At 65.1% G+C, this 24,802-nt stretch carries 21 protein-coding genes and 1 tRNA gene; 10 read left to right on the top strand and 12 right to left on the bottom strand.

Annotated features, from left to right (window positions below; all coding sequences use genetic code 11):
* Positions 1 to 3 precede the first annotated feature (3 nt).
* The gene (locus HHL10_RS31100) at positions 4 to 570 is read right to left on the bottom strand and encodes a septal ring lytic transglycosylase RlpA family protein (protein ID WP_169158749.1); all 567 of its coding nucleotides are present in this window, start codon (positions 568 to 570) and stop codon (positions 4 to 6) included.
* A 356-nt stretch (positions 571 to 926) separates the two neighbouring features.
* Here HHL10_RS31100 and HHL10_RS02600 point away from each other — a divergent pair, with 356 nt between their 5' ends.
* The 5 genes from HHL10_RS02600 (at position 927) to HHL10_RS02580 (ending at position 6,320) form a co-directional block, all read left to right on the top strand.
* Entirely contained in the window at positions 927 to 2,078 is a 1,152-nt protein-coding gene (locus tag HHL10_RS02600; protein WP_169158748.1) for a tyrosine-type recombinase/integrase, read from the top strand.
* A gap of 357 nt (positions 2,079 to 2,435) precedes the next feature.
* Positions 2,436 to 2,660, top strand: coding sequence for a helix-turn-helix transcriptional regulator (locus HHL10_RS02595; protein ID WP_169158747.1), 225 nt, complete (start codon positions 2,436 to 2,438; stop codon positions 2,658 to 2,660).
* A gap of 12 nt (positions 2,661 to 2,672) precedes the next feature.
* Complete coding sequence (locus tag HHL10_RS02590) at positions 2,673 to 3,521, top strand: hypothetical protein (RefSeq protein WP_169158746.1); 849 nt, start codon at positions 2,673 to 2,675, stop codon at positions 3,519 to 3,521.
* Positions 3,514 to 4,518 carry a DUF7146 domain-containing protein gene (locus HHL10_RS02585; RefSeq protein WP_169158745.1) on the top strand — a complete coding sequence of 335 codons (1,005 nt, stop codon included), beginning with the start codon at positions 3,514 to 3,516 and terminating at the stop codon, positions 4,516 to 4,518. Before HHL10_RS02590 ends, HHL10_RS02585 begins: the two co-directional genes overlap by 8 nt.
* Positions 4,515 to 6,320 (top strand): DUF927 domain-containing protein, encoded by a 1,806-nt coding sequence (locus HHL10_RS02580; protein WP_205832868.1) that lies wholly within the window; start codon positions 4,515 to 4,517, stop codon positions 6,318 to 6,320. Before HHL10_RS02585 ends, HHL10_RS02580 begins: the two co-directional genes overlap by 4 nt.
* Positions 6,321 to 6,765: 445 nt before the next feature.
* Here HHL10_RS02580 and istB read toward each other — a convergent pair whose 3' ends face one another.
* Entirely contained in the window at positions 6,766 to 7,572 is an 807-nt protein-coding gene (gene istB / locus HHL10_RS02575; RefSeq protein WP_169158744.1) for an IS21-like element helper ATPase IstB, read from the bottom strand.
* A complete protein-coding gene (gene istA, locus HHL10_RS02570) occupies positions 7,565 to 9,106 on the bottom strand; it encodes an IS21 family transposase (RefSeq protein ID WP_169158743.1) in 1,542 nt (513 codons plus the stop codon). Before istA ends, istB begins: the two co-directional genes overlap by 8 nt.
* Positions 9,107 to 9,564: 458 nt before the next feature.
* On the opposite strand from istA, the gene HHL10_RS02565 reads away from it, so the two are divergent.
* The 4 genes from HHL10_RS02565 to HHL10_RS02550 are packed head-to-tail and all read left to right on the top strand — an operon-like array spanning position 9,565 to position 17,718.
* Positions 9,565 to 11,406: a type I restriction-modification system subunit M gene (locus HHL10_RS02565; RefSeq protein WP_169158742.1), complete on the top strand. Its 1,842-nt coding sequence runs from the start codon at positions 9,565 to 9,567 to the stop codon at positions 11,404 to 11,406.
* Positions 11,403 to 12,746 (top strand): restriction endonuclease subunit S, encoded by a 1,344-nt coding sequence (locus HHL10_RS02560; RefSeq protein WP_169158741.1) that lies wholly within the window; start codon positions 11,403 to 11,405, stop codon positions 12,744 to 12,746. Before HHL10_RS02565 ends, HHL10_RS02560 begins: the two co-directional genes overlap by 4 nt.
* Positions 12,743 to 14,608: a DUF262 domain-containing protein gene (locus HHL10_RS02555; RefSeq protein WP_169158740.1), complete on the top strand. Its 1,866-nt coding sequence runs from the start codon at positions 12,743 to 12,745 to the stop codon at positions 14,606 to 14,608. Before HHL10_RS02560 ends, HHL10_RS02555 begins: the two co-directional genes overlap by 4 nt.
* Positions 14,608 to 17,718, top strand: coding sequence for a type I restriction endonuclease subunit R (locus tag HHL10_RS02550; RefSeq protein WP_169158739.1), 3,111 nt, complete (start codon positions 14,608 to 14,610; stop codon positions 17,716 to 17,718). The genes HHL10_RS02555 and HHL10_RS02550 overlap by 1 nt, the downstream gene beginning before the upstream one ends.
* 85 nt (positions 17,719 to 17,803) lie before the next feature.
* On the opposite strand, the gene HHL10_RS02545 is transcribed toward HHL10_RS02550, so the two are convergent.
* The 3 genes from HHL10_RS02545 to HHL10_RS02535 form a co-directional block, all read right to left on the bottom strand.
* The gene (locus HHL10_RS02545) at positions 17,804 to 18,340 is read right to left on the bottom strand and encodes a hypothetical protein (RefSeq protein WP_169158738.1); all 537 of its coding nucleotides are present in this window, start codon (positions 18,338 to 18,340) and stop codon (positions 17,804 to 17,806) included.
* The gene (locus HHL10_RS02540; RefSeq protein ID WP_169158737.1) at positions 18,337 to 18,585 is read right to left on the bottom strand and encodes a hypothetical protein; all 249 of its coding nucleotides are present in this window, start codon (positions 18,583 to 18,585) and stop codon (positions 18,337 to 18,339) included. The genes HHL10_RS02545 and HHL10_RS02540 overlap by 4 nt, the downstream gene beginning before the upstream one ends.
* Before the next feature lie 684 nt (positions 18,586 to 19,269).
* A tRNA-Arg gene (locus HHL10_RS02535) sits at positions 19,270 to 19,345 on the bottom strand.
* Between the two features lie 224 nt (positions 19,346 to 19,569).
* Between HHL10_RS02535 and HHL10_RS02530 the strand changes: the two genes are divergently transcribed.
* Complete coding sequence (locus HHL10_RS02530; RefSeq protein WP_169158736.1) at positions 19,570 to 20,430, top strand: c-type cytochrome; 861 nt, start codon at positions 19,570 to 19,572, stop codon at positions 20,428 to 20,430.
* 60 nt (positions 20,431 to 20,490) lie between these two features.
* Here the strand turns inward: HHL10_RS02530 and HHL10_RS02525 are convergent, their stop codons facing one another.
* From HHL10_RS02525 to HHL10_RS02500, 6 genes are all read right to left on the bottom strand, one after another.
* Positions 20,491 to 21,060 carry a DUF2946 family protein gene (locus tag HHL10_RS02525; protein ID WP_169158735.1) on the bottom strand — a complete coding sequence of 190 codons (570 nt, stop codon included), beginning with the start codon at positions 21,058 to 21,060 and terminating at the stop codon, positions 20,491 to 20,493.
* 17 nt (positions 21,061 to 21,077) lie between these two features.
* Positions 21,078 to 22,043: a YheT family hydrolase gene (locus HHL10_RS02520; protein WP_169158734.1), complete on the bottom strand. Its 966-nt coding sequence runs from the start codon at positions 22,041 to 22,043 to the stop codon at positions 21,078 to 21,080.
* A gap of 5 nt (positions 22,044 to 22,048) precedes the next feature.
* Complete coding sequence (locus HHL10_RS02515) at positions 22,049 to 22,498, bottom strand: YybH family protein (protein ID WP_169158733.1); 450 nt, start codon at positions 22,496 to 22,498, stop codon at positions 22,049 to 22,051.
* 24 nt (positions 22,499 to 22,522) lie between these two features.
* Complete coding sequence (gene purU, locus HHL10_RS02510) at positions 22,523 to 23,407, bottom strand: formyltetrahydrofolate deformylase (protein WP_169158732.1); 885 nt, start codon at positions 23,405 to 23,407, stop codon at positions 22,523 to 22,525.
* A gap of 147 nt (positions 23,408 to 23,554) precedes the next feature.
* Complete coding sequence (locus tag HHL10_RS02505; protein ID WP_169158731.1) at positions 23,555 to 23,764, bottom strand: zinc-finger domain-containing protein; 210 nt, start codon at positions 23,762 to 23,764, stop codon at positions 23,555 to 23,557.
* Between the two features lie 16 nt (positions 23,765 to 23,780).
* Entirely contained in the window at positions 23,781 to 24,704 is a 924-nt protein-coding gene (locus HHL10_RS02500; RefSeq protein WP_169158730.1) for a branched-chain amino acid transaminase, read from the bottom strand.
* Between the last annotated feature and the right edge of the window lie 98 nt (positions 24,705 to 24,802).

The raw sequence follows: 24,802 nt of genomic DNA, 5'->3' as shown, positions 1-24,802 counted from the left end.
GCGTCAGCGCGCCGGTTCGGCCTGGGCCGTGAGCGTGCGCGGCTGCGACGGGGCGGCGGCGCGCTCCTGGGGCCAGGAGCTGCCGCGGCGTTCCACGTCGGTGACCTGTTCGATCTCCACCACGCGCGGGCCGCGCACGATGCCCAGCATCGTGGCTGCGGCATGGCTGAGGTCGATGACGTGGCCGCGGCTGAAGGGCCCGCGGTCGTTGATGCGCACGATGACTTCGCGGCCGTTGGCCGGGTTGCGCACCCGCGCGTAGCTGGGAATGGGCAGCGTGGGATGGGCCGCGGTCAGCCCATGGCGGCTGTAGCGCTCGCCGCTGGCCGTGCGCCGGCCGTGGAAGCGGTGCGCGTACCAGGAGGCCTGGCCGCGCTGCACCCGCTTGCGGAGCGCCACCGGCTGCACATCGGCCTGGACCGGCACGGCCTCGTTGGCGTCGGCGCGGGCCACCTGCGGCGGCGGCCCGGGCGGGAGCTGGGGCGAGGCGTCGGCTGACACCGGATTGGCGGCACAGCCGCTCAGCAGGACCAGCAGCACGCCGGCGAGGAGGTTCGTGGAGCGTTGCATCGGCGGCACCCTACACCAAGGCAGCCCTACAGATGCTGACAACCGGTCGTCTGCGCGAGCCGCGCTGCGGGCTGCGACGGGCTAGGCGACCCCGATCCGTGGAACTGCAGAGATTGATTCAGACATCTCTTTCAACCGGGGCCCGTTGCAGGCCGGAGACGTCTGTGACTGCTTGAGTGATTGGCGCGCCTGGCTGGGATCGAACCAGCAACCCCTGCCTTCGGAGGGCAGGGAATTTGGACTTCAGGCGACATCCGCGCACTTCATTTCCCTCTAGGTGCATCTATTGAGATGTATGAAAGTGCGCTAGTGTTCTTCATACCGATTTCATACCTGTCCGGGCCATGAGAGTGAAGTTGAATACCGTCGCCGCGCGCGATGCCTTGCCAGTGCGGCGCGATCCGTACTGGCAGCGCATCGAGAAGGGGCGATACGTGGGCTACCGGCGCATGAGCACGGCAACCCCCGGCACTTGGCTGGCGCGCTTCTACGACGAAGCAGCAGCGAAGAACCGATGGACCACGCTTGGTGCGCTCGACCACCTGCCGGCCAGCGAGCGCTTCGATGCGGCGCAACGGGCGGCGCGCGAGTGGTTCGAGCACCTGGGCAGGGGTGGCAGCAATGCGAACTGTACCGTGCGTTACGCGTGCGAGCGCTACGTGGAGCACCTGCGGCACGAGTCGGGCGGCGCGAAGGCCGACGAAGCAGCTGCCCGCTTCAGGCGCTATGTCTATGACGAGAAGCTGGCCGGCTTCGACATCAAGAAGTTGACTGCCACGCACCTGAAGGACTGGCGTCGTAAGTTGGCCGCCACCCCTGTGGCCGGCAAAGAGGGCGCGAGGCGCGCCGACGCCACGCTGAACCGCGACATGGCGAGCTTCCGCGCCGCGCTCAATCTCGCGCTGGCCGACGGCTTGGTGACCAGCCCGCACGCTTGGGAACAGGCACTGCGGCCGATTCCTGGGGCCGATGGACGACGCGACACTTACCTTGACCCTGACCAGAGGCGCCGTCTCGTGGACGCGGCGCAGCCTGCTTTGCAGCCCTTCCTGAAGGCTCTGTGCGCGTTGCCATTGCGCCCGGGGGCATTGGCGCAACTCAACGTCAGCGACTTCAATCCCAAGTTGGGCGCGCTGCGCGTGGGGACCGACAAGGCCGGCGCCGACCGTCGCATTCCGCTTCCGGCAGCAACGGTTGGGCTCTTGATCGAAGCAGCGCGCGACAAGCTGCCGCAAGCGCCGCTGTTTGCCGACGCAAGCGGCCGACGCTGGGACAAGGACAGTTGGAAATGGCCTATCAAGGCCGCGGTGTCGGCAGCAGGACTGCCGGAGTCTGTGACCGCATACACGCTGCGGCACTCCGTCATCACGGACTTGGTCTCACGGCACGGCTTGGACCTTGCCACGGTAGCGGCATTGGCCGGCACGTCGGTCGAAATGATCGCCAAGCACTACGCACACTTGCAGCAGGAGCACGCAAGGAATGCACTAGCGCAGCTGACGCTGTGACCATGTTTTACTTATTTTTACAATTTGCTGAAGTGATCAACGTTTTGTTGGCGTACCAACGTTTCGTTGATTCGCTACCTCAGCAAAGACGGTCATGCCCTTAGTGAGACGCGCAGAAGCAGTCAAAACCGCTCTTAGCATCAGCGCACACCTCGACAAAGGGCGGCAAACAAGCAAGTCCTGAGGTGGAAACCCCCGAGAGTCGTTCGAGGACTCTGGGGGCTCCATACCGAGCACCAACGCAAGAGCCCGGTGTCTGATTGGACCCAGACCCCAGGATTTTCCACCATCGTTCCGTTCGCGGGCAGTGGAGGCCTTTTGCTGCGGGGCTCGGTTGTTAACTCAACACGAGGACTTATGGCCAAAAAGGTCAACATTCCCACCCCCGCACAGCAACCGCAAAGCCCGGTGCTGCGCATTTCCCAAGCCCACGCCTATCTGGGCTGCTCCCGCTCCCACCTCTACACGCTGATCCGTCGCCAGGAGCTGGCGCGCGTCCGCCTCGGCGGCCGCGCGTCCGGCGTGCTGCGTGCCGACCTCGACGCCTGGCTGCAGCGCCAGCGCGACGCCGCCAACACCTAATCGGAGACTGACATGCAAGATTTTTACGCCCTGGGGGCGGGACAACGCACGCCCGTACCCGCAAAAACCCGCAATTTCAAACTCTTGGAGGATCAGATCGTCCGAGCCATGCGCCAATTGGTGATCAAGGTGCAGGCCAAATACCTCAAGCCCCGGGATTTCGAAGCAGTCGTGCGCGACGCGGTAAAGCAGATGCTGAAGCAAGAGTGGCGCTATGCCTCAGCCAAGAAAATATCGCCGTTAGGAGCTGAGGCTATCCAAGCGGTGAACGAATTGGTCGCTTCGATCTACACCCAGCAGCCCACGCCCTTGTTAAACAGCGCGCTGGTCGGACGCGTCGCGACCGCCGTGAAGCTGCTGCTGGAAGACACCCGCTATTCCTGGATCGCGGTCGCAAATCCCGCCGACGCTGCTGCCCTCGAAAACGCGAGCAATCTCGTGGCAGCAGCGCGTGCCCAGCACGTCGAGTCGTCGAGCATGTCCCCGGTCATACGCTTGGCAACCGCGGTGGAGCTGCTGGTGAAGGAACGCGTCGCCACCCGCGCCAGCAAGATGAAGTCATTGGAAATCAACACCGCCAAGGTGGTGCGCAAGTTGGAAGCGGCGGCGCGTAGCCCGCGATCGGCGTGGTTCCAGGAGATATTGGTGATGAAGGTCGCGGCCGCGGTGGCTCAGCTGGTCGAAGAGCCGCGGTATATCCCGAACATCAAAGCGCGCTATCTGGAAATCGGGGCTTACAACGCGTTGTTTGAGTTGATCCGGGCAATCAACTCGCAGCAACACGAATCCGACGTCATCAAGTGCCTCGACCGTGCCGTGGTCGCGGTCAAAGTGCTGACGGGAGGAGTCAACGATGTGTGACTTCCTCAGCCATTTCCTCTCAGCAATTCTGGCCTTGCTGGGCCATGCCCCAGAGACGATCCAGCCCGGGCGCATCGTGCGCTTCTCGACCAACGGCCGACGCGGCGACAAGGCCGGCTGGTGCTTGCTGTTCGAGGACCTGCGCGGCGGCGTGTTCGGCTGCTACCGCCAAGGCATCAGCAGCGTGTGGACAGCCATCGACCGCAAGCGCATGACGCCCGCGGAGCGTGCTGAACTGCAGCACCGGGTGCAAGCCGCGCGAGCCGAGCGTGAAGCCGAGCAGCGCCAGCGCTGGGCCGCCAACGCCCAGCGCAACGCGGCGATCTGGGCACAGTGCGCGGTGCTGGGCGCCGACGATCCGGCCACCCGCTACCTGCAGCACCGTCTCAAGGCCGATCTGTGGCCCCTGCCGGCGTGCCTGCGCTTTCACTCAGCGTTGCCGTACTGGCACGAAGGGCAGGAGCTGGGCCGCTTCCCGGCTCTGGTGGCCCCCTTGGTAAGCCCAACCGGCGAGGTGCTGGCGCTGCATCGCACGTACCTCAGCGCGGACGGCCGCAAGGCGAACGTTCCCGCGGTCAAGAAGCTGACCGGCACGGCCGGGCCGCTGGCTGGCGCGGCGATCCGCCTGTACGAGCCCGAGGCCGGGGTGCAGGGCGTAGCCGAAGGAATCGAGACGGCACTGGCTGCCCAGTTGGCGTCTGGCGTAGCCACGGTGTCCGCCTACAGTGCCTTGGGCATGAAGTCCTATGTGTGGTCGCCGGACGTGCGACGCCTGGTGGTGTTCGCAGACCCCGGCGAGGCAGGACAACGTGCGGCACAGGTACTCAAGGCGCGCGCGGCCAGCGCCCTGGTGCGGTGTGACGTGCTGACCCCCAGCACGGCCAGCGCAGACTGGTGCGACGTGTGGGCCGCGCGTGGAGGTGCCGAGCTGGACCGCGTGGCCGAGTCGATCACAGATGCCTTCGAGCCGGCGCACCAGGAAGGAGGCGGGGCATGAGCGCGGTACTGGACAGCGCCGACGTGTGCGCTGACTTGGCCATGGCTGCGGCGGCGCTGCAGGCCAAGCCGCAGCCGCTGACCCGCTACGAGGTGGGCGGTATGCGCTTCGAGCTGCGTGAGCACACCGCAGACCAAGCCGCGGGCGTGTACTTCATCGGCAAGGATAAGGACGGCAACGAGAAGTCCCCGCAGTGGCTGTGCTCCCCGCTGCGCATCCTGGCGATGACGCGTGGCGCCAAGTCGTTCGAGTGGGGCCGGCTGCTGGAGTGGGACGACGCGGACGGCGTGCAGCACCGATGGGCGATGCCCATGGAGCTGCTGCAAGGCGACGGCTTGGAGGTGCTGCGTGAACTGGCCCGGCGGGGCCAGCGTATAGCCCCCGGCAAGGCCGCGCGCGACATGCTGGCGACGTACCTGCAGGTATGGCCGGTGACAGAGCGCGCGCGCTGCGTGGACCGGCTGGGCTGGTGTGGCGGCGTGTACGTGCTGCCGGACCAAGCTATCGGCGGCAACGGCGAGCGGGTGGTGTTCCAGAACGCCCATGGCCTGGAGCCAGCACTGTCCACGCTGGGCACCGCGTCGCAGTGGCGCGACGAAGTGGCAGCGCTGGCAGCCGGCAACTCTCGCATGGTGTTCGCACTGTCCTGCGCCCTTGCCGGGCCGCTGTTGGGCATCACCAGCGATGACGCCGGTGGATTCCACCTGCGCGGCCCATCGTCCTGCGGCAAGAGCACGGCGCTGGCGCTGGCTGCGTCCGTCTGGGGAAACCCGCAGGAGTACCCGCGGCTCTGGCGGACCACGGCCAACGGTCTTGAGGGGCTGGCGGCGCTGCACAACCACGGGTTGCTGATCCTGGATGAGCTGTCCCAGGTAGACCCGCGCGAGGCTGGCGACGCGGCTTACATGCTCGCCAACGGCCAGGGCAAGACGCGGGCGAGCCGCAGCGGCACCGCCAAGCCGGCAGCCCGCTGGACGCTGCTGTTCCTCAGCGCCGGGGAGGAGTCGCTTTCCGGCCTGATGGCCCGCGCCGGTAAGAAGGCCAACGCGGGGCAGGAGATCCGCCTGGCCGACATCGAGGCTGACGCCGGTGCAGGGCTGGGCGCTTTCGACTGCCTGAACGGCCAGCCGAGCGCAGCAGCGTTGGCGCTGGCGATCAAGGAGGCCGTGGGACGCTGCTTCGGTGCCGTGGGCGTGGAGTGGCTGAAGCACTTGGCGCGTGACCGTGCCGAGCTGGCCGACACCATCGGCGCGGCGGTGCGCGAGTTCGTCCACGATCACGTTCCTAAGGAAGCCGCCGGACAAGTGCTGCGCGTGGCCCGGCGCTTCGGCTTGGTGGCAGAGGCGGGCGAGCTGGCGACACGATACGGACTGACCGGCTGGCAACCGGGCGAGGCTGAGGCCGCTGCGGGGCGCTGCTTCGATTCCTGGCTGGAGTCCTTCGGCGGACCGGGCCGGCGCGAGGATCGAGCGTTACTGCAGCAGGTGCGCGCCTTCTTCGAGGCCCACGGTTCCAGCCGCTTCCAGGACGTGGACGACGCAGGAGAGCGCATCATCAACCGGGCGGGCTTCTTCCGTACTGGCGCGGATGGTTCACGGCAGTTCTTCGTAATGCCCGAGGTGTTCCGGCGTGAGCTGTGCGCCGGCTTCGACCACAAGGCCGCGGCGGCTGCACTGGTAGCTGCTGGCGTGATCCAGCCCGGCGCAGACGGCAAGAGCAGCCGCACACTCACACCGCGAGCGTTGGGCCAGAAAGTGCGGGTGTACGCCTTCACGGGCAAGCTGATGGAGGCCGACGAATAACAGCTCGCGGCAGCACTTCCGCTGAAGTGCTGCATTTCGCCAGGTTCCTGGTGTTCCCGGTGTTCTTCCTCTGGAAACGCTGGAACACCGGGGCTTGCGGCCAGTGTTCCCTGGTGTTCCTGAAGTAGGCTGCTCAGGAGTGTGGCCGGGTCAGGAACACCACGGAACACCGCTGGAACACTGCCGGTGTTCCGACGTTTCCCCTCTAGGGAACACTGCGGAACACTAGGAACACCGAAAGAGAATCAAGTGTCGGGGCCGACGCAATTCTGAGCCACCGTGCCGACTGAACTTTGAGCCAGGGGCGGAAGCCGGTTTTTGAAGGCCGGCTGTGGATAAGTGTAGGTCCAAGCTCTGGTGTTTGACCTCCTAGGCGCTGTGTTGCGCGCGCGGGGCCAGACGCGAAGGGCGTAGCCCGCAGCGTCTGGCCCCGCGCGGCGGTTCATCAAGGAATCTCTTCTGGCACTGGCGCCCTGGCAACCCGGCGCGCCTGCTCGCGAGCCGTGATGCGCTGCTTGGCCTGCTCGGTACTGCGCATGAAGCGGATCGACTCGTTGCCCGTTTCGACGATGTGGCAGTGATGCGTGAGGCGGTCCAGCAGCGCGGTTGTCATTTTTGCGTCCACGAATACCGTTGACCACTCACCGAAGTCGAGATTGGTGGTGATCAGCACGCTGGTGTGCTCGTAGAGTTTGGACAGCAGGTGGAACAGCAACGCCCCGCCGGCTTGGCTGAAGGGTAAATATCCCAGCTCGTCCAATACAACGAGGTCCATGCGCAGCAGCGTCGCGGCAATGCGCCCAGCCTTGCCTTGGGCCTTTTCCTGCTCCAGCGCGTTGACCAGGTCCACCGTCGAGTAGAACCGCACGCGCTTGCCGTGGCGCGTGATGCCGGCCACGCCGATGGCGGTCGCAAGATGCGTTTTGCCGGTTCCAGGCCCGCCCACGAGAACGGCGTTGTGCGCGTGCTCGGTGAACTCGCACGTCGCCAGCTGCGTCACGAGCTTGCGGTCCACCGGCGAGACGTCGAAGTCGAAGCCGGCCAGGTCGCGGTGCATCGGGAACTTCGCCGCGTGCATCTGGTAGCTCACCGAGCGCATGGCGCGGTCGGTGGCCTCGGCTTGCAGCAGGTGCTCCAGCAGCCAGCGCGAGGTCTCCACGCCGGCGTTCTGGCCCTGTTCCTGCAGCTCGGCCCAGGCGCCGGCCATGCCGTGCAGCCGCAGCGCCTTGAGCTCGGCAATAAGGTCACGCATGGCCGGCCTCCTCGCCGTGGGCCGGCACGACGGCGCCGGCGCGGCTGCGCAGCCGGTCGTAGCGGCCCGGGTCGGCCAGCGGCGGCGTCTTGACCTGCAGCGGCGTGGCCACGGCCTGCGGCACCGGCGCGGCGTTGAGCCGCCCCAGCACGTTGAGCACGTGCTCGATGCTCACGCGCCCGGAGGGCGGCGCGCTCTCCAGGGCCAGCTCCACCGCCACCAGCACGGCGTCGAGTCCGGCGCCCGGTACCAGGGCCAGCACCTGCGCCATGACGCGGTCGCCGCCGCTCTCGCGCAACAGCGCCCGGCGCAGCCGCAGCAGCGGCTCGGGCATCTCGACGAAGGGCGCCCCGTTGCGCAGCGCGCCGGGCTTGCGCTGCAGCAGCGGCACGTAGTGCTGCCAGTCGTAGTGGGTCTGCCCCCGGTCGCTCAGCCGCTCGTGGCTGGCCACCACGTCGTCGCCGGCCACCACCACGACGCGCCCCGGGTACAGCCGCGTGCTGACCATCTGCCCGGCCAGCTCGCACGGCACCGAGTAGCGGTTGCGCGCCACCGTCACCAAGCAGGTGCTGCTCACGCGCGCGGGCTTCTCGACGTAACCGTCGAACGGTACCGGCATGGGCATGAGGTGCGGCCGCTCGTGCTCCAGCATCTCGGCCACGCTGAAGCGCCCATGCTGCGGGTGGCGGATCTCCTGCCACAGCGCGCGGCAGCGCTCCCCGAGCCAGGCGTTGAGCTCGGTAAAGGAGCCGAAGCGCCGCTTGGCCGCCTCGACCCAGATGCGCCGGCGACTGTCCTGCACGTTCTTCTCGACAACCCCCTTCTCCCAGCCGCTGGCCACATTGCAGAAGTCGGGGTCGAACAGGTAGTGGGCGCACATCACGGCGAAGCGGGCGTTGACCTGTCGCCCCTTGCCCTTGTGGACCTTGTCCACGGCGGTCTTCATGTTGTCGTAGATGCCCCGTCTGGCGACCCCGCCCAGCGCGCTGAAGCAGCGCGTGTGCGCGTCGAACAGCATCTCGTGGCCCTGGCTCGGGTAGGCCACCAGCCAGAACGCGCGGCTGGCACACAACTTCATGTGCGCCACCTGCAGCCGGTAGTAGATGCCGCCCACCACCAGCCCTTCCTCGCTCCAGTCGAACTGGAACGCCTCGCCGAGCTCGAAGGCCATCGGCACGAAGGCGTGGACGCTGGCGGCCTGACCTTCGCCGGCGCGCCAGTCGCGGATGAAGTCCGTCAGCCGCGTGTAGCCGCCGCCGTAGCCAGCGGCCTTGAGCTCGGCGTGCAACGCCTTGGCCGTGCGCCGCTCCTGCTTCGGACGCCGGGCATCGGCCAGCAGCGCCTGCTTGACCATCTCCACGAACGGCGTGAGCTTGCAGGGCTGGGGCGCGCGCCGGTACTTCGGCGCTTCGCTGACGTCGGCGTGCAGCCACTTGGCCACCGTGTTGCGCGACAGCCCCGTCATGCGCGAGATCTCCCTCTCGCTCTTGTTCTCCCGGCGGTGCAGCCGCCGGATCCATCCGATCTGATCCATGGTGATCACTCCTCGATTCCCTGCTGCACAAAAAAGCGGCAGGGTAGGTGTTCACCTGGCTCAGTTTTCAGTCGGCACGGCCATTAGAAGTGGCTCACTTTTCGGTCGGCCTCAACAAATCAAGCCGTGTGGACGCGGCGAAGCCAGGTTTACAGACGGTTTACAGGAGCGTTTACACAGGCACGGCAGTACGCGGGCAATGGGCAGCATCAGCATCCGACGGTTAGAAGGCTGATGACTGCTCAGTCTCCCGGACTGCTCGGTGGGCTAAGCCTTGAGGGCGTCCACCATCCACGCCTCTAGTTTCTGCATCACGCCCGCGATCCTGGCGCCTTTGCGCTCTGGGGTGAGCGGATGACCAGTGACAGTGCCTGATGCGTCCGCAATGTTTGGCCTTAGTGGTCTAAGGGAGAATGAGAGTGCGTCGCCAGCCGGCGCCCGTATCCCTCAGGAAACCCATGAATCACCAAGCCCTGTCGTCCTTCATCTGGTCCGTCGCCGACCTCCTGCGCGGCGACTACAAGCAAAGCGAATACGGCCGCGTCATCCTGCCCTTCACCGTACTGCGGCGCCTGGACTGCGTGCTGGAGAGCACCAAGCCCGCAGTGCTGGCCGAGTACGAGGCCAAGACCAAGGCCGGCATCAACCCTGACCCTTTCCTGCTGCGCAAAGCGGGGCAGAGCTTCTACAACACCTCGCCGCTGGACCTGGGCAAGCTGCTGGGTGACCAGGACCACATCCGCCAGAACCTCTACGCCTACGTCCAGGCCTTCTCGCCGGCGGCGCGCGACATCTTCGAGCGCTTTGACTTCTACACGCAGGTCGAGCGGCTGGCCAAGGCCGGGCTGCTGTACCTGGTCGTCGAGAAGTTCGCCAACATCGACCTGCACCCGGGGACCGTGGACAACGCCAGCATGGGACTGGTGTTCGAGGAACTGATCCGCAAGTTCGCGGAAATCTCCAACGAAACGGCGGGGGAGCACTTCACGCCGCGCGAGGTCATCCGCCTCATGGTGAACCTGCTGTTCATCGCGGACGACGACGTGCTCACGCCCGGCAACGCCGTGGTGCGCACCATCTACGACCCCACGGCGGGCACCGGCGGCATGCTCTCCGTCGCCGGCGAGTACCTGCTGGAGCACAACCCGCACGCGCGGCTGACCATGTACGGCCAGGAGCTCAACGACGAGTCCTACGCCATCTGCAAGGCCGACATGCTCATCAAGGGCCAGGACGTGCGCAACATCGTCGCCGGCAACACGCTCAGCGACGACGGCCACGCCCACCAGAAGTTCGACTACATGCTCTCCAACCCGCCCTTCGGCGTGGAGTGGAAGAAAGTCGAGAAGATGGTGCGCCAGGAGCACGAACAGAAGGGCTTCGACGGCCGCTTCGGCCCCGGCCTGCCGCGCATCAATGACGGATCGATGCTGTTCCTGATGCACCTGGTGTCGAAGATGCGCCCGACCCAGGACGGCGGCAGCCGCTTTGGCATCGTGCTTAATGGCTCGCCGCTTTTCAGCGGCGGCGCGGGCAGCGGCGAGAGCGAGATCCGACGCTACGTGCTGGAGAACGACCTGGTGGAGGCCATCGTGGGCTTGCCCACTGACATGTTCTACAACACCGGCATCGCCACCTACGTCTGGATCATCTCCAACCGCAAGACCGAGGACCGCCGCGGCCTGGTGCAACTCATCGACGCCAGCGGCTTCTGGCAGAAGATGCGCAAGAGCCTGGGCTCCAAGCGCAAGGAGATGAGCGAGGAGCACATCGCCACCGTGACGCGGCTGTTCGGCGAGTTCACCGAGGCTGAGTTCATCACCGTGCTGGATGTTGACGGGAAGCCGCTGGGCGAGCCAAAGCTCGTCACCAACACCGACATGCCGCCCGTGGCACCGGAAGGGGGGCGGCTCAAGCGCGTGCCGATCTCACGCATCTTCCGCAACGAAGAGTTCGGCTATACGACCATCACCGTAGAGCGCCCGCTGCGCGACGAAAAGGGCCAGCCGGTGCTGGGGGTCAAAGGCAAGCAAAAAGGCAAGCCACAGCCGGATTCCGCGCTGCGCGACACCGAGAATGTGCCGCTGACCGAAGACATTGGTGAGTATTTCAAGCGCGAGGTGCTGCCGCACGCGCCTGACGCTTGGATCGACGACGAGAAGAGCAAGGTGGGGTATGAGATCCCGTTCAACCGCCACTTCTACGTCTTTGAGCCGCCACGCAGCCTGCACGCCATCGACGAGGACCTAAAGGCGGTGTCGGTGCGGATCATGGCGATGATGGGGGAGTTGGCGGAATGAGCCTGCCGATCTACCCCAATCGCGTGGATACCGGCGACAATTTGATTGGCTCTGTCCCTGCGCACTGGACTCGTTCAGCCCTAAAGCGCTTGGCGACCTATCAAAACGGTTTCGCGTTCAAGCCCGAGGATTGGGCGGCCGAGGGGCAACCGATTATCCGAATTGCGCAACTCACAAGTGATGCGGAACCCAACTATTTTGCTGGCGAGCTTGATGGCAGGCTTCGTGTCTCGACCGGTGATTTGCTCTTCTCTTGGTCAGCAACGATTGACAGTTTCATTTGGCGCGCCGGCGATGCATGGCTGAATCAGCACATCTTCAAAGTCTCCCCCACGGAAGAGGCAACTAAGTCCTATCTCTTTTACCTCATCAAATTCCTTGCTCCGAAGCTAGCTGACCTAGATGCCCATGGAAGCACCATGCGCCACATTAAGAAGGAAAGTCTAGGACAACTGGTCTACGTGCCTACACTTGATGAGCAAGTCGCCATCGCCACCTTCCTCGACCGTGAAACCGCCAAGATCGACACCCTGATTGCCGAGCAGGAAAATCTCATCGCCTTGCTGGCCGAAAAGCGCCAAGCCACTATCTCTCACGCGGTCACCAAGGGACTCAATCCGAATGTGCCGATGACGGATTCCGGCGTGGCGTGGTTGGGGGATGTGCCAGCGCATTGGAAACTTTGCTCCTTGCGCCGCGTAATATCAGCGATTGAGCAAGGGTGGAGTCCAGAGTGCCATGCACGCGAAGCTGAGGAAGGTGAATGGGGTGTGCTAAAGGCCGGGTGCCTGAACGGCGGCATTTTTCGGCCGACCGAGAATAAGGCATTGCCGCCTGAGTTGTCGCCTGATCCGAGCTACGAGATTCACGCCGGTGACCTATTAATGTCGCGGGCCAGTGGCTCGCCAGAGCTTGTGGGCTCAACAGCCTTGGTAATGATCGCCCGTCCTCGTCTGCTGCTGTCCGATAAGATATTCAGGCTCCGCTTGAATTCCTTCATGGTTCCAGCATACTTTGCTGCTGCGCTGCGATCCCGGGCTCTGCGCATTCAAATCGAAAACTCCTTGAGTGGTGGTAATGGGATGGCCAACAACCTTCCCCAGTCCAGTCTCCTGTCATTTTTGATATTGGTTCCTCCGAGAGAGGAGCAGCAGGCCATCGCAGAATACATTGACGATGCAGTCAACAAGATGGACAGACTTCAAGCCGAATCCGAGCGCGCCATGAACCTCCTGAAAGAGCGCCGCAGTGCCTTGATCGCCGCCGCCGTTACCGGCCAGATCGACGTGCGAGATGTCGTGACACAGGAAATCCCTGCAAAGGAGGCGCTTTTCGCATGAAAACCATTGATGGCGAAGCACGCACTGTCAGCGAGATTCTCAAAGGTAAGCGCTACAAGATTGATTATTACCAGCGGGAGTATCGCTGGCAACACAAACAGGCCAAAGAACTGATCGACGACTTGACGTCGCAGTTTTTTCAGTGGCATCGATCAAGTAATGCGCGCGAGGCAGTCGAAGAGTACGGCAACTACTTCTTGGGCTCCATTATTCTCAGTAAGCGCGACGGCCAGCTTTACATTGTGGACGGTCAGCAGCGGCTAACCACGTTAACCCTGCTGCTGCTGCTGCTACACCGGAGGCAGGGTGACCGGCCCGACCGCGTGCATTTGGAAGAACTCATTTATTCAGAGCGCTACGGCAAGAAGGCGTTCAATATTGCTGTTGATGACCGACTTGCTATCATGACAGCGCTATTCAACGGCGATGTGCCTGAAACCAGCGAAGCTTCGGAATCGGTGCAAACCATCGTCGCGCGCTACCAGGATTTGGATGGATTGCTGAAGGAATTAGGCAACGAGCTTGACGATGAAGCTTTGCCATATTTCTGCGATTGGCTAACGGACAATGTATACCTGATTGAAATAACGGCTGCATCCGACGAAGACGCATACACCATCTTCGAAACGATGAACGACCGGGGCCTGTCGCTGTCGCCGCTGGACATGCTCAAGGGTTACCTGCTGGCCAACATCACCGACGTTGTTCAGCGCAACGAGGCGGCGCGACTCTGGCGCGAACGCATTGAGGCCCTGCGCAAGCTGGGCAAGGACGAGGACACCGACGCCGTGAAGGCTTGGCTGCGGGGCCGCTACGCCAACAGCGTGCGCGAGCGCCGCAGCGGCGCCGAGAACAAAGACTTTGAGCGCATCGGCACCGAGTTCCACCGCTGGGTGGGCCAGCACGCCGAAGCCCTGGGGCTACGCCAGGGCGAGGACTACTTCCGCTTCGTCTGCCAAGACTTCGTGTTCTACACGCGCCAGTACGAGCGCATCCGCAAGGTGTCGCTGAAGCCCGAAGAAGGGCTGGAGCCGGTCTACCACGTGGCCTGCTTCAACTTCACCCTGCAGTACCCGCTGCTGTTGGCCCCGCTGCAGGTGACTGACTCGCCCGAGACCGTGAAGCGCAAGGTGCGTGCTGTGGCGATCTTCCTGGACATCCTGCTGGCCCGGCGCGCGGTGAACTACCTGAGCATGACCTTCGCAGCCATGTCCTATGCGGCGTTCCTGATCCTGCGCGACATCCGCGGCAAGGCGCTGGACGAGCTGGTGAGCATCCTCATGGCCAAGCTGGATGAGCAGGGCTGCGACTTCGACGGCACCAGCGACCGCCGGCGCAGCGGCTTTGCCGGCTTCGGGCTCAACCAGTGGTCGATGCGCTACATCAAAGTGCTGCTGGCTCGCATGACGGCGCATCTCGAAGCCGTGTCGGGCATGCGCAGCCAGACCAGTGACTACCTCGTGGAAGGGCGTGGCCGGTTCGAGATCGAACACATCTGGGCCGACCACCCCGAGCGGCACACCGACGAATTCGCGTCGCCGGCCGAGTTCGCTGAATGGCGCAACCGCTTCGGCGGGCTGCTCCTGCTGCCCAAGATCTTCAACGCCAGCTATGGCGATCTGCCCTACGCCGACAAGCGGCCGCACTACGTGAGCCAGAACCTGCTGGCCCGCTCGCTGCACGAGCAGTGCTACGAGCGGCACCCTGGCTTCCTCGCCTACATCCGCCAGGCGGAGTTGCCGTTCCGGGCACTGCCCCAGTTCGGCAAGGCCGAGATGGAAGAGCGGCAGTCGCTCTACCGGCAGCTTGCCGACCGCGTGTGGGACCCGCGGCAGCTGGCGCGCGAAGCACAGGGGGAGTGATGGCGCTGCACAAGGAAGTCTATTTCGAGGCCGAAATCTGCCACCACCTGGCCGCCCACGGCTGGCTGTACACCGACGGCGACAGTGCCCTGTTTGACCGCGCCAGCGGCCTGTTCCTGCCCGACCTGCTGGCCTGGGTCGAAGGCACTCAAGCCCAGAGCTGGCAGAAGCTGTCCAAGACCCACGGCGCTGCGTTGCCCAAAGTGCTGGCCGAGCGCGTGCGCAAGAGCCTCAACGAGCGCGGCACGCTAGACGTGCTGCGCCGTGGCGTGGAGATGCTGGGCCTGAAGGAGCCGCTGCTGCTGGCCCAGTTCAAGCCGGCGCTGGCGCTCAACCCCGAAACGCAGGCGCGCTACGCCGCCAACCGGCTGCGCGTGGTGCGGCAGGTGAACCACTCGCCCAACAACCAGAAGGACGCACTGGACTTGGTGCTGTTCCTCAACGGCATCGCCGTGGCCACCGCCGAGCTGAAATCGGACTTCACGCAGAGCGTGCACGATGCCGTGGACCAGTACCGCTTCGACCGCCATCCGAGTCCAAAGGGCGGCGTGCTGGAGCCGTTGCTGGGTTTCCCCGGCGGGGCGCTTGTGCACTTCGCGGTGAGCCAGTCCGAGGTGATGATGAGCACGCGGCTGGCGGGGCCAGCCACCACCTTCCTGCCCTTCAACCGCGGCAACAATGGCGGCGCGGGCAACGAGCCCAACCCGGAAGGCTTTGCCACGGCCTATCTCTGGGAGCAGGTGTGGGAGCGGGAGAGCTGGCTCGACATCCTGCACCGCTACCTCATCGGCAAGCGCGACGACAAGAAGCAGCTCAAGGCCGTCATCTTCCCGCGCTACCACCAGCTCGACGCGACGCGAAAGCTCGTGGCCGACGTCCTGGCGAACGGCCCTGGTGAGCGCTACCTGATCCAGCACTCGGCCGGCTCGGGCAAGACCAACTCCATTGCATGGACCGCGCATTTCCTGGCCGACCTGCACGACGCCCAGCACCACAAGCTCTTCGACAGCGTGCTGGTGGTGAGCGACCGCAACGTGCTGGATGCGCAGTTGCAGGAGGCCATCTTCGACTTCGAGCGCACCACCGGCGTGGTGGCCAGCATCACCAGCGAGCACGGCAGCAAGAGTGCGCAGCTGTCGCAGGCGCTCAAAGACGGCAAGAAGATCATCGTCTGCACCATCCAGACCTTCCCCTTCGCGCTGGCCGCTGTGCAGGAGCTGGCCGCCACGGAAGGCAAGCGCTTCGCCGTGATCGCCGACGAGGCCCACAGCTCACAGACCGGCGAGGCTGCGGCCAAGCTCAAGGCACTGCTGTCGGCCCAAGAGTGGGCCGATCTGCAGGACGGCGGCGAGATCGACACCGAGGCACTGCTGGCCGCGCAGATGGAAGCGCGCGCCGACGCCAAGGGCCTGACCTACGTGGCCTTCACCGCCACGCCCAAGGCCAAGACGCTGGAGCTGTTCGGCCGCAAGGGCGAGGACGGGCTGCCCCGGCCCTTCCACGTCTACTCGATGCGCCAGGCCATCGAGGAGGGCTTCATCCTCGACGTGCTCAAGAACTACACCAGCTACAAGCTCGCCTTCAAGCTCGCGCACGACGGCAAGGAGTTCGACGAGCAGGAGGTCGAGCGCAGTACCGCGATGAAGGGAATCATGCAGTGGGTCCGGCTGCATCCCTACAACATCGCGCAGAAGGTGCAGATCGTCGTCGAGCACTACCGCGAAAACGTGCAGCCGCTGCTCGTCGGCCGGGCCAAGGCCATGGTGGTGGTGAGCAGCCGCAAGGAGGCGGTGCGCTGGCAGAAAGCCATCCGCGCCTACATCGAGAAGCAGAACTACCCGCTGGGCGTGCTGGTTGCCTTCTCCGGCGAGGTCAATGACCCTGACAGTTTCCCCGCACCAGTCACCGAGGCCAGCAAGGACCTGAACCCCGGACTCAAGGGCCGCGACATCCGCGATGCCTTTGCAGAGCCCGACTACCACCTGTTGCTGGTGGCCAACAAGTTCCAGACCGGCTTCGACCAGCCGCTGCTGTGCGGCATGTACGTGGACAAGATGCTCGGCGGCATCCAGGCCGTGCAGACGCTCTCGCGCCTGAACCGCGCGCATCCGGGCAAGGACACGACCTACATCCTCGACTTCGTCAACGAGCCGGACGCCATCCTCCAGGCCTTCCAGACCTACTACGAGACGGCGCAGCTAGAGGCCACGACCGATCCGCACCTGGTCTACGACCTGCGCGCCAAGCTCGACGCCACCGGCTACTACGACGACTTCGAGGTGGACCGGGTGGCTAAGGTGGACCTAGACCCTAACGGGACGCAGAAGGCATTGGACGCGGCCATCGCGCCGGTGGCCGACCGGCTGTTGAAGCGTTACAAGGCCGCGCAGCAAGAGCACAACGAGGCCGAGGCGCAGGGCGACGAGAAGGCGGCCAAGGCTGCCAAGGACACGCTGGACGCACTGCTGCTGTTCAAGAACGACATGGGCGCCTACGTGCGCCTGTACGCGTTCCTGAGCCAGATCTTCGACTACGGCAACACCGACATCGAAAAGCGCTTCCTGTTCTACAAGCGGCTCATCCCGCTGCTGGACTTCGGGCGCGAGCGCGACACGGTGGATCTGAGCAAGGTGGTACTGACGCACCACACGCTGAAGAACCGCGGCGCCCAGACGATGGGACTGAACCCGGACGGCAGCTACAAGCTGCAACCCATGGACGCCATGGGCAGCGGCGCGGTCCAGGAGAAGCAGAAGGACTACCTGACCGAGATCATCCAAAAGGTGAACGGCCTGTTCGAGGGCGAGCTGACCGACAACGACCAGCTCCTCTACGTCAACGGTGTGCTCAAAGGCAAACTGCTGGAGAACGAAATGCTGGTGCAGCAGGCGGCCAGCAATAGCAAGGAGCAGTTCGCCAACTCGCCGGACCTGAAGGACGCGCTGCTGGGAGCCATCATGGATGCGCTGGAAGCGCACCAGACCATGAGCACGCAGGCTCTAGGGTCTGAGCGGGTGCGCGATGGGTTGAAGGACATCCTTCTTGGCCCGGCGCAGCTGTACGAGGCACTGCGGGCGAGGTCCGGCTCCGGGACTACCGTAGCTGGATAAGGCCTGGAGGAGCGCTGTATGGGGCCGGTTCTAGAGCAGGCACCGGCGCGTACGGGGCGAGTAGGTGACTACACCAACCTCACGGCTACTTTGAAGCAGGCTGCGGGCTTGATTGCTGCGGCGAGGAGTTCAAGTCAATGCTGAAAATGTCCTTCGCCATCTTGTCAGTGCCGACCTTGTTGGCATAGAGCAGGACGACAAGCAGGGCCCACATCATCGCTACGAACAGGCTTCCGACCAAAGCCTCTGCAATAGAACGGCCCCATGACTTCGACTCACTCAGCTTCGCCGCTAACCGTTCATTTGATTCGCGGCGAACTTCCTCAACAGCATCCTCAAGTTGGTACTCGGTGAAACGCTCTAGCAGGACTTCGGCCTCGGCACGATAGCCTTGAAGACGCGTGTCCAAATTGCACGTTTGGATGAAGACATCTACCTCTTGTTGGGTAGGGGAACGTCCATGGGTTGCGCGAATGTGCTCACAGAACTTCAGCTTGTCACGCTTGTAGAAGGCGTAAGCGACGTGACCGACAAGGTCAGCGTCGCTCTCTACGAGCGAGGAGTAAGTCGTGTGAGGAGTAGGAGGAGTGATGGAGCCGCTTGCAAGCGGCTGCGCGCTCATTTTTTCTTCATCGATTGCATGGCACGTTCGCCGGAAGCAGCAATGTTACCCAGCTTTGCCATGACTCGAAAACTTTGAACAGCACGAGCAGGGGCGGCCCCGCTCTGGGACTGGGAGATCAGCTTACCGTTGGCCGAGCGAACCGAATGGACTGTGACCAGACCCTTGACCAGCGACTTGGCTTCCATACGTGCTCCCATTGTTCGTTTCTCTTGAGCATCCCTTATGCCCAGCAGCACCCTCAAATGGTGCTTCTCACATGTACGCTCTGTTCTTCAGCGTTCCAACCCTTCATTCCAGCAGCTCCCGCTGTGTAACGAATGGAAAGATGGAATCATTCTTCATTGGAATCAAGGACTTAGCAAGCATCCGAATGTAAGAATGCAGCCTGCATGTGGTGTGCTCAAAGGACGAGCAGCTAGCCCTCTCTAGGTATCAATGTCTCTAATCATTCGATGAATCAACGGCTTGACATTGATCTGTCCACACATCAGGAACAAGTTATCCACAAGTTTTTGCACAACGCTGTGCGCGAATGACTAGACAGTCATGTCGGCTATTACCAGACCCTTGGGGACCCTCTGGACCGACTGGGTGAGAGCGCGCTTTTACGCACTGGTTGCTGCTGATCTCTGATCAAGCGCTTCTCTGAACTAAACGTTTCGGAGGTTCACAAGGACGAGCAGCTTTCGTGAACGCGCTAAGACGCCAAAGCAGAGACAACAGCCAAGAGCCATCAGTGCCAGCCTCGTGGACCACCCGGCTCCCAGCGCATGACTGCTTCAAAGCCGCTTTGCCAACCCAGCGAGCAGAAAGCTGGGCGTCATCCTGACGCAACCAAGAGGCTCTAGCGGGAGGACTTTTTCAGACGTTTTTCATACATTGAGCCCATTGCAGGCCCTAGAACGTCTGTAAGTGCTTGATGTAGATGGCGCGCCTGGCTGGGATCGAACCAGCAACCCCTGCCTTCGGAGGGCAGTACTCTATCCATTGAGCTACAGGCGCCGAAACCACCATTGTAGCCTTGCCCGCGGTGCGACGTCGGCGCGGGCCGCAAAAAACGGCTGCGGCACGTCGATCCCGGACGGCGCAGCGATGCAGCTGCGCCGCAAGGCAAGCCCCTAGGGTACTCCCGGGGCTCGGGGGGGGGGCGCCGATATAATTCCAAGGTTTTGCGCCTCGCTCGCGCGCAGCCGTTCCCGGCCGCAGCCGGAGTCTTTCGAGGATCTATGACCAGCAACAGCCACCACACTCCCGACCACGAAGCCCCGCACGACGGTCCGATCAAGACGCCGAAGCAGTTGATCTGGGCTGTGCTGTTCGCGTTCCTGATCCCCATCCTCGGCATCATCCTGCTCGTGACCTACGTCGGCGCGGGCAAGAAGCCCGGCGCGGGCACCGACTTCATGGCCGAAGAGGCCGTGGCCCGCCGCATCCAGCCCGTGGGCACAGTCGAGATCCGCCAGGCCGTGGCCGGCGGTGGCGCGCTCAAGACCGGCGAGCAGGTGTTCCAGGCCCAGTGCGCGGCCTGCCATGGCACCGGCGCCGCCGGCGCGCCCAAGTTCGGCGACGAAGGCGCCTGGGCCGCGCGCATCAAGAACGGCTACGAGGCCCTGCTGGCCTCGGCGCTCAAGGGCAAGAACGCCATGCCGCCGCAGGGCGGCGGCGCGTTCAGCGAAGTGGAAATCGGCCGTGCCGTGGTCTACATGGCCAACAAGGGCGGCGCGAAGTTCGAGGAGCCCAAGGCCCCTGCCGGCGCCGCGACTGCCGCTGCCCCGACCGATGCGGCGCCTGCCGCCGCACCCGCGGCTGCCGCCACGACGACCGCCGCTGCGCCGGCTGCCGCGGCCGGCGCTGCCGCTCCGGCGCTCTACACCCAGACCTGCCAGGCCTGCCACGCCGCCGGTGTCGCCGGCGCGCCCAAGGTGGGCGACAAGGCGGCCTGGGCGCCGCGCGTGGCCCAAGGCATCGATGCGCTGACCGCCAATGCCATCAAGGGCAAGGGCGCGATGCCGCCCAAGGGCGGCTCCGCCGCCCCCGATGCCGACATCAAGGCCGTCGTGACCTACATGGTCAACGCCTCCAAGTAAGCGCGTCCGCTCCATGCAAAAGCCGGCCCGAGGGCCGGCTTTTTGTTGCCCGCCGCAGGCTCAGCCGCGGAGAGGCGCGGAGCGCCGGGCGTCCTGCTCCCAGCGGTCCACGATCCCCGCTGGGCTCAGGCGGTAATTGAAGCGGGCGGGCAGCTCCTCGAAGCGCAGCTCGCCGTTGAGCGTCCAGCGGCCCTGTTCCAGCGCCTGCGCCGCCAGGAGCATGTCCTGCGTGTGCACCAAGCCCAGGCCCAGATTGGTGTCGAGGAAGAGGCGGCCCTGCTCATCGAGCCAGGCGCCGCGCCATTGCGCCGGCGCGCCGGTGTGGGCCTGGAGCTCGAAGCGCTCGTCCACCCGCCACACCCAGGGCGCGGCCTCCAGCTCGACGTACACGCGCTGCGGGCCGTTCTGGAAGAACCAGGCGCCCTCGGTGTCGCACAGGTAGTTGCGTCCGATGAAGGCGCACAGCGGCCCGTGCTCGATGCGGCTGCCGCGCGACTGCGGAAAGGGACCGGCGGCCTGCGTGGCCTCGTCGCGCAGATACCAGTGGCCGCGCGCATCCAGCCCCAGCCAGCCGCGGGCATGCGGCACATCGGGCCACTTGCGCAGCGCGGCCTTGACGATCTCGTCCATGGTGGTCCTCGAAATATTCAGCGTGGCGCGCTGAGCCAGCGCGTGACGGCGCTGGGCAGGGTCAGCACATGGCCCGGCCACGCGCCATGCGGAAAGCCCACATGGCCACCGTCCAGCGGCTGCCACAGCGTCACCCAGTCGCCCACGTCCTTCTGCGTGGGCAGGCTGGAGGCCGGGATGAAGGGGTCGTTGCGGGCATTGACTACCAGCGCCGGCACGCGGATGCAATGCAGATGCGGCTTGGCGGAGGCGCGCGTCCAGTAATCCTCGGTGTCCCTGAAACCATGCACCGGCGCGGTGAAGACGTTGTCGAACTCGTAGAGCGTGCGCGCGGCCAGCAGTTTCTCGCGCTCGAACAGGCCCGGGTGCTGCGCCAGCTTGGCCAGCGCCTTGGGCTTCATGGTGTTGAGGAACATGCGCGTGTAGACCAGCCGGTTGAAGCCTTCGCCGATGTGGCGCCCGCCGGCCACGAGGTCCAGCGGCGAGCTGATGGCCGCCACCGACTGCACCGTGCGCGCGGCGCTGATCCCGCTTTCTTCGGCCCAGCGCAGCAGCGCGTTGCCGCCCAGCGACACGCCCACCGCCATCAGCGGCCGGCCATGGCGCTCGCGCAGGCGTTGCAGCATCCAGCCGACCTCGACATGGTCGCCCGAGTGGTAGGCGCGCGGCGCGAGGTTGATCTCGCCGGAGCAGCCGCGGAAATGCGGCACCGCGTAGCTCCAGCCCAGCGCCCGCGCAGTGGCGGCGAAGGCCTGCGCATAGTGGCTGCGCGAGGAGCCCTCCAGGCCATGGAACAGCACCAGCAGCGGCGCGCCGCCGGTGGGACCCTGCTGGAAGTCCACGTCGATGAAGTCGCCGTCGGGCGTGCGCCAGCGCTCGCGTCGGTAGTCCGGAGCCGGGCCCTCGAAGCGGCGCGAGAAGAGCGCCGGCCAGATGGTCTGCAAGTTACCGCCAGGCAGCCAGTACGGAGCGCTGTAGTCCATCTCGGTCAGTGCAGGATGGAAGGAACTTCGGAGATCTCGGGAGGCTCTTCGCGTGAGCCTCCGCTGGCATGATGCGCCACCAGGCGCCAACCCTGGGGCCCCTTCACGTAGACGTTGGTGGCCATCACCCATGCGGTCAAGGGACCTTCGTCACTGAGCAGCTCCACGCGCTCCAGGAGGTTGTGCACCGCGCAGCCCGGGCCCTGCACGCGCCGCACCTGCTCGGGCCGCACCCGCACCGGGCCGTTGGCGAAAATGGCCTCGAAGGTGGCGCGCACCGCCGCCGGGCCCACCACGCGCGGGCCGCCGGGATGCACGCAGAACACCTCGTCGTCGTCACCCCACACCGCCATCAGCCGTTCAATGTCGCCGCGCTGCAGCGCCTCGTAGAACTCGGCCTCGATCTCCTCGGGCGAGGCCATGAGCGCGGCGGTCTGGGACTTGGGACGCGCCATGGCCGGCTCCTTCCTTGCAACTCGTCAGCGGAACACCACCGTCTTGTGCCCGTTCATGAGCACGCGGTGCTCGACGTGCCAGCGCACCGCGCGCGCCAGCACCACGCATTCGACGTCGCGGCCCACGGCCGTGAGGTCTTCGGCGGAGAGCGCGTGGTCCACGCGCTCGACGTCCTGCTCGATGATCGGGCCCTCGTCGAGGTCGGCCGTCACGTAGTGGGCCGTGGCGCCGATGAGCTTGACGCCGCGCGCATGCGCCTGCGCGTAGGGGCGCGCGCCCTTGAAGCTGGGCAGGAAGCTGTGGTGGATGTTGATGGCGCGGCCGTGCAGCACCTGGCAGAACTCGGGGCTGAGGATCTGCATGTAGCGCGCCAGCACCACCAGGTCGATGCGCTCGCGCTCGATCAGCGCCTCGATCTCGCGCTCCTGCGCACGCTTGGCTTCGGCGCCCGCGCCGGTGGCCAGCGGCAGGTGGTGGAAGGGAATGCCGTAGCTGCCGGCCAGCTCGGCGAAGTCCGGGTGGTTGGAGACGATGGCCGGGATGTCCACCGCCAGCTGGCCGCTGCGCCAGCGGAACAGCAGGTCGTTGAGGCAGTGACCAAACTTGCTGACCATCAGCAGCAGCCGCGGCCGCGCCGTCACGGCGTGCAGGTGCGCCTCCATGCGGAACTGCTGGCGCATGTTGCCCAGCAGCCGGTCCAGCGTCGCGGCGTCCGCCAGGTGCGCTGGCGCCTCGAAATGCACGCGCATGAAGAACAGCCCCGTGGCGTCCTCGGCGCCCACGTCGCCGAACTGCTGGGAGTCGATGATGTTGCAGCCCGCCTGGTACAGCAGACCCGAGACGGCATGAACGATGCCGGGCTGGTCCTGGCAGGCGAGGGTGAGAATGAATTCCTGATCGCGGGGCATGGCAGATGATCCTTGGGCCGGATTGTAGGGACCCGCCCCGCGGCGCCCGCCGGCGAAGACCCCGCGCCGCGCCGCGGGTGGCGGGCGCAAAAAAGCCGCCCCGCGGGCGGCTGTGCGGCTTCGGCGCCCAAGGGCGCCCGGGCGGCGTCAGTGATGGGCCGACACCTTCTCGCCGGCCTTGAGGCGGTAGTGGGTGCCGCAGTACGGGCACCAGCCCTCGCCCGTGGTGGCCACGTCGATGAAGACGCGCGGGTGGTTGCTCCACAGCGGCATCTTCGGGTTCGGGCAGAACACCACGCCCGGGCCCTGCAGCTCGGACGCGCTGACTTCAACGACGGATTTGGCTTCGGTGCTCATCACGCTCTCCTTCAACTCAGACCTTGGTCAGCCACTCGGCGTACTTGGCGTTGCGGCCGTTGACGATGTCGAAGAACGCGGCCTGGATCTTCTCGGTGATGGGACCGCGGCTGCCGCGGCCGATCTCGATGCGGTCGAGCTCGCGGATGGGCGTCACTTCGGCGGCGGTGCCGGTGAAGAAGGCCTCGTCGGCGATGTAGACCTCGTCGCGCGTGATGCGCTTCTCCACCAGCTTCAGGCCCAGGTCCTGGCAGATGGCGAAGATGGTGTTGCGCGTGATGCCGTTGAGCGCGCCGGCGGAAAGGTCGGGCGTGTACACCACGCCGTTCTTGATCACGAAGATGTTCTCGCCCGCGCCCTCGCTGACGAAGCCCGCCGAGTCCAGCAGCAGCGCCTCGTCGTAGCCGTCGTCCGTGGCTTCCATGTTGGCCAGGATCGAGTTGCTGTAGTTGCTCACCGCCTTGGCCTGCGTCATCGTGATGTTGACGTGGTGGCGCGTGTAGCTGCTGGTCTTGACGCGGATGCCGCGCTTGAGGCCTTCCTCGCCCAGGTACGCACCCCAGGCCCAGGCCGCCACCATCACGTGGATCTGGTTGCCCTTGGGGCTCACGCCCAGCTTCTCCGAGCCGATCCACACCAGCGGGCGCAGATAGCAGCTCTCCAGCTTGTTGGCGCGCACCACCTCGAGCTGCGCCTCCTCGACCTGCTCGATCGAGAAGGGAATCTTCATGCGCAGGATCTTGGCGCTGTTGAACAGCCGCTCGGTGTGCTCGCGCAGGCGGAAGATGGCCGTGCCGTTGACCGTGTTGTAGGCGCGCACGCCCTCGAAGGCGCCGCAGCCGTAGTGCAGCGTGTGGGTCAGGACATGGATCTTGGCGTCGCGCCAGTCGACGAGCTCGCCGTCCATCCAGATCTTGCCGTCGCGGTCGTGCATGGACATCGTGGACTCCGAAGGAATTTGGTGTGACGAAAAACGCAAGATTCTACGAGGCGGCCCGCACCCGGCCGGCCGCGTGGCGCAGATCCAGCGTGCGCGGT

Source organism: Azohydromonas caseinilytica (genome assembly GCF_012927045.1).
Classification (GTDB): domain Bacteria; phylum Pseudomonadota; class Gammaproteobacteria; order Burkholderiales; family Burkholderiaceae_C; genus Azohydromonas; species Azohydromonas caseinilytica.
The sequence above is the reverse complement of the archived record's forward strand: the minus strand, read 5'-3'. Positions and strand labels throughout refer to the sequence as shown.

Bases quoted from the DNA above. Each gene is read 5' to 3' on its own strand.
- HHL10_RS31100 (WP_169158749.1), bottom strand. From the start codon at position 570: ATGCAACGCTCCACGAACCTCCTCGCCGGCGTGCTGCTGGTCCTGCTG.
- HHL10_RS02595 (WP_169158747.1), top strand. From the start codon at position 2,436: ATGGCCAAAAAGGTCAACATTCCCACCCCCGCACAGCAACCGCAAAGC.
- HHL10_RS02590 (WP_169158746.1), top strand. From the start codon at position 2,673: ATGCAAGATTTTTACGCCCTGGGGGCGGGACAACGCACGCCCGTACCC.
- HHL10_RS02585 (WP_169158745.1), top strand. From the start codon at position 3,514: ATGTGTGACTTCCTCAGCCATTTCCTCTCAGCAATTCTGGCCTTGCTG.
- HHL10_RS02580 (WP_205832868.1), top strand. From the start codon at position 4,515: ATGAGCGCGGTACTGGACAGCGCCGACGTGTGCGCTGACTTGGCCATG.
- istB (WP_169158744.1), bottom strand. From the start codon at position 7,572: ATGCGTGACCTTATTGCCGAGCTCAAGGCGCTGCGGCTGCACGGCATG.
- istA (WP_169158743.1), bottom strand. From the start codon at position 9,106: ATGGATCAGATCGGATGGATCCGGCGGCTGCACCGCCGGGAGAACAAG.
- HHL10_RS02565 (WP_169158742.1), top strand. From the start codon at position 9,565: ATGAATCACCAAGCCCTGTCGTCCTTCATCTGGTCCGTCGCCGACCTC.
- HHL10_RS02560 (WP_169158741.1), top strand. From the start codon at position 11,403: ATGAGCCTGCCGATCTACCCCAATCGCGTGGATACCGGCGACAATTTG.
- HHL10_RS02555 (WP_169158740.1), top strand. From the start codon at position 12,743: ATGAAAACCATTGATGGCGAAGCACGCACTGTCAGCGAGATTCTCAAA.
- HHL10_RS02550 (WP_169158739.1), top strand. From the start codon at position 14,608: ATGGCGCTGCACAAGGAAGTCTATTTCGAGGCCGAAATCTGCCACCAC.
- HHL10_RS02545 (WP_169158738.1), bottom strand. From the start codon at position 18,340: ATGAGCGCGCAGCCGCTTGCAAGCGGCTCCATCACTCCTCCTACTCCT.
- HHL10_RS02530 (WP_169158736.1), top strand. From the start codon at position 19,570: ATGACCAGCAACAGCCACCACACTCCCGACCACGAAGCCCCGCACGAC.
- HHL10_RS02525 (WP_169158735.1), bottom strand. From the start codon at position 21,060: ATGGACGAGATCGTCAAGGCCGCGCTGCGCAAGTGGCCCGATGTGCCG.
- HHL10_RS02520 (WP_169158734.1), bottom strand. From the start codon at position 22,043: ATGGACTACAGCGCTCCGTACTGGCTGCCTGGCGGTAACTTGCAGACC.
- HHL10_RS02515 (WP_169158733.1), bottom strand. From the start codon at position 22,498: ATGGCGCGTCCCAAGTCCCAGACCGCCGCGCTCATGGCCTCGCCCGAG.
- purU (WP_169158732.1), bottom strand. From the start codon at position 23,407: ATGCCCCGCGATCAGGAATTCATTCTCACCCTCGCCTGCCAGGACCAG.
- HHL10_RS02505 (WP_169158731.1), bottom strand. From the start codon at position 23,764: ATGAGCACCGAAGCCAAATCCGTCGTTGAAGTCAGCGCGTCCGAGCTG.
- HHL10_RS02500 (WP_169158730.1), bottom strand. From the start codon at position 24,704: ATGTCCATGCACGACCGCGACGGCAAGATCTGGATGGACGGCGAGCTC.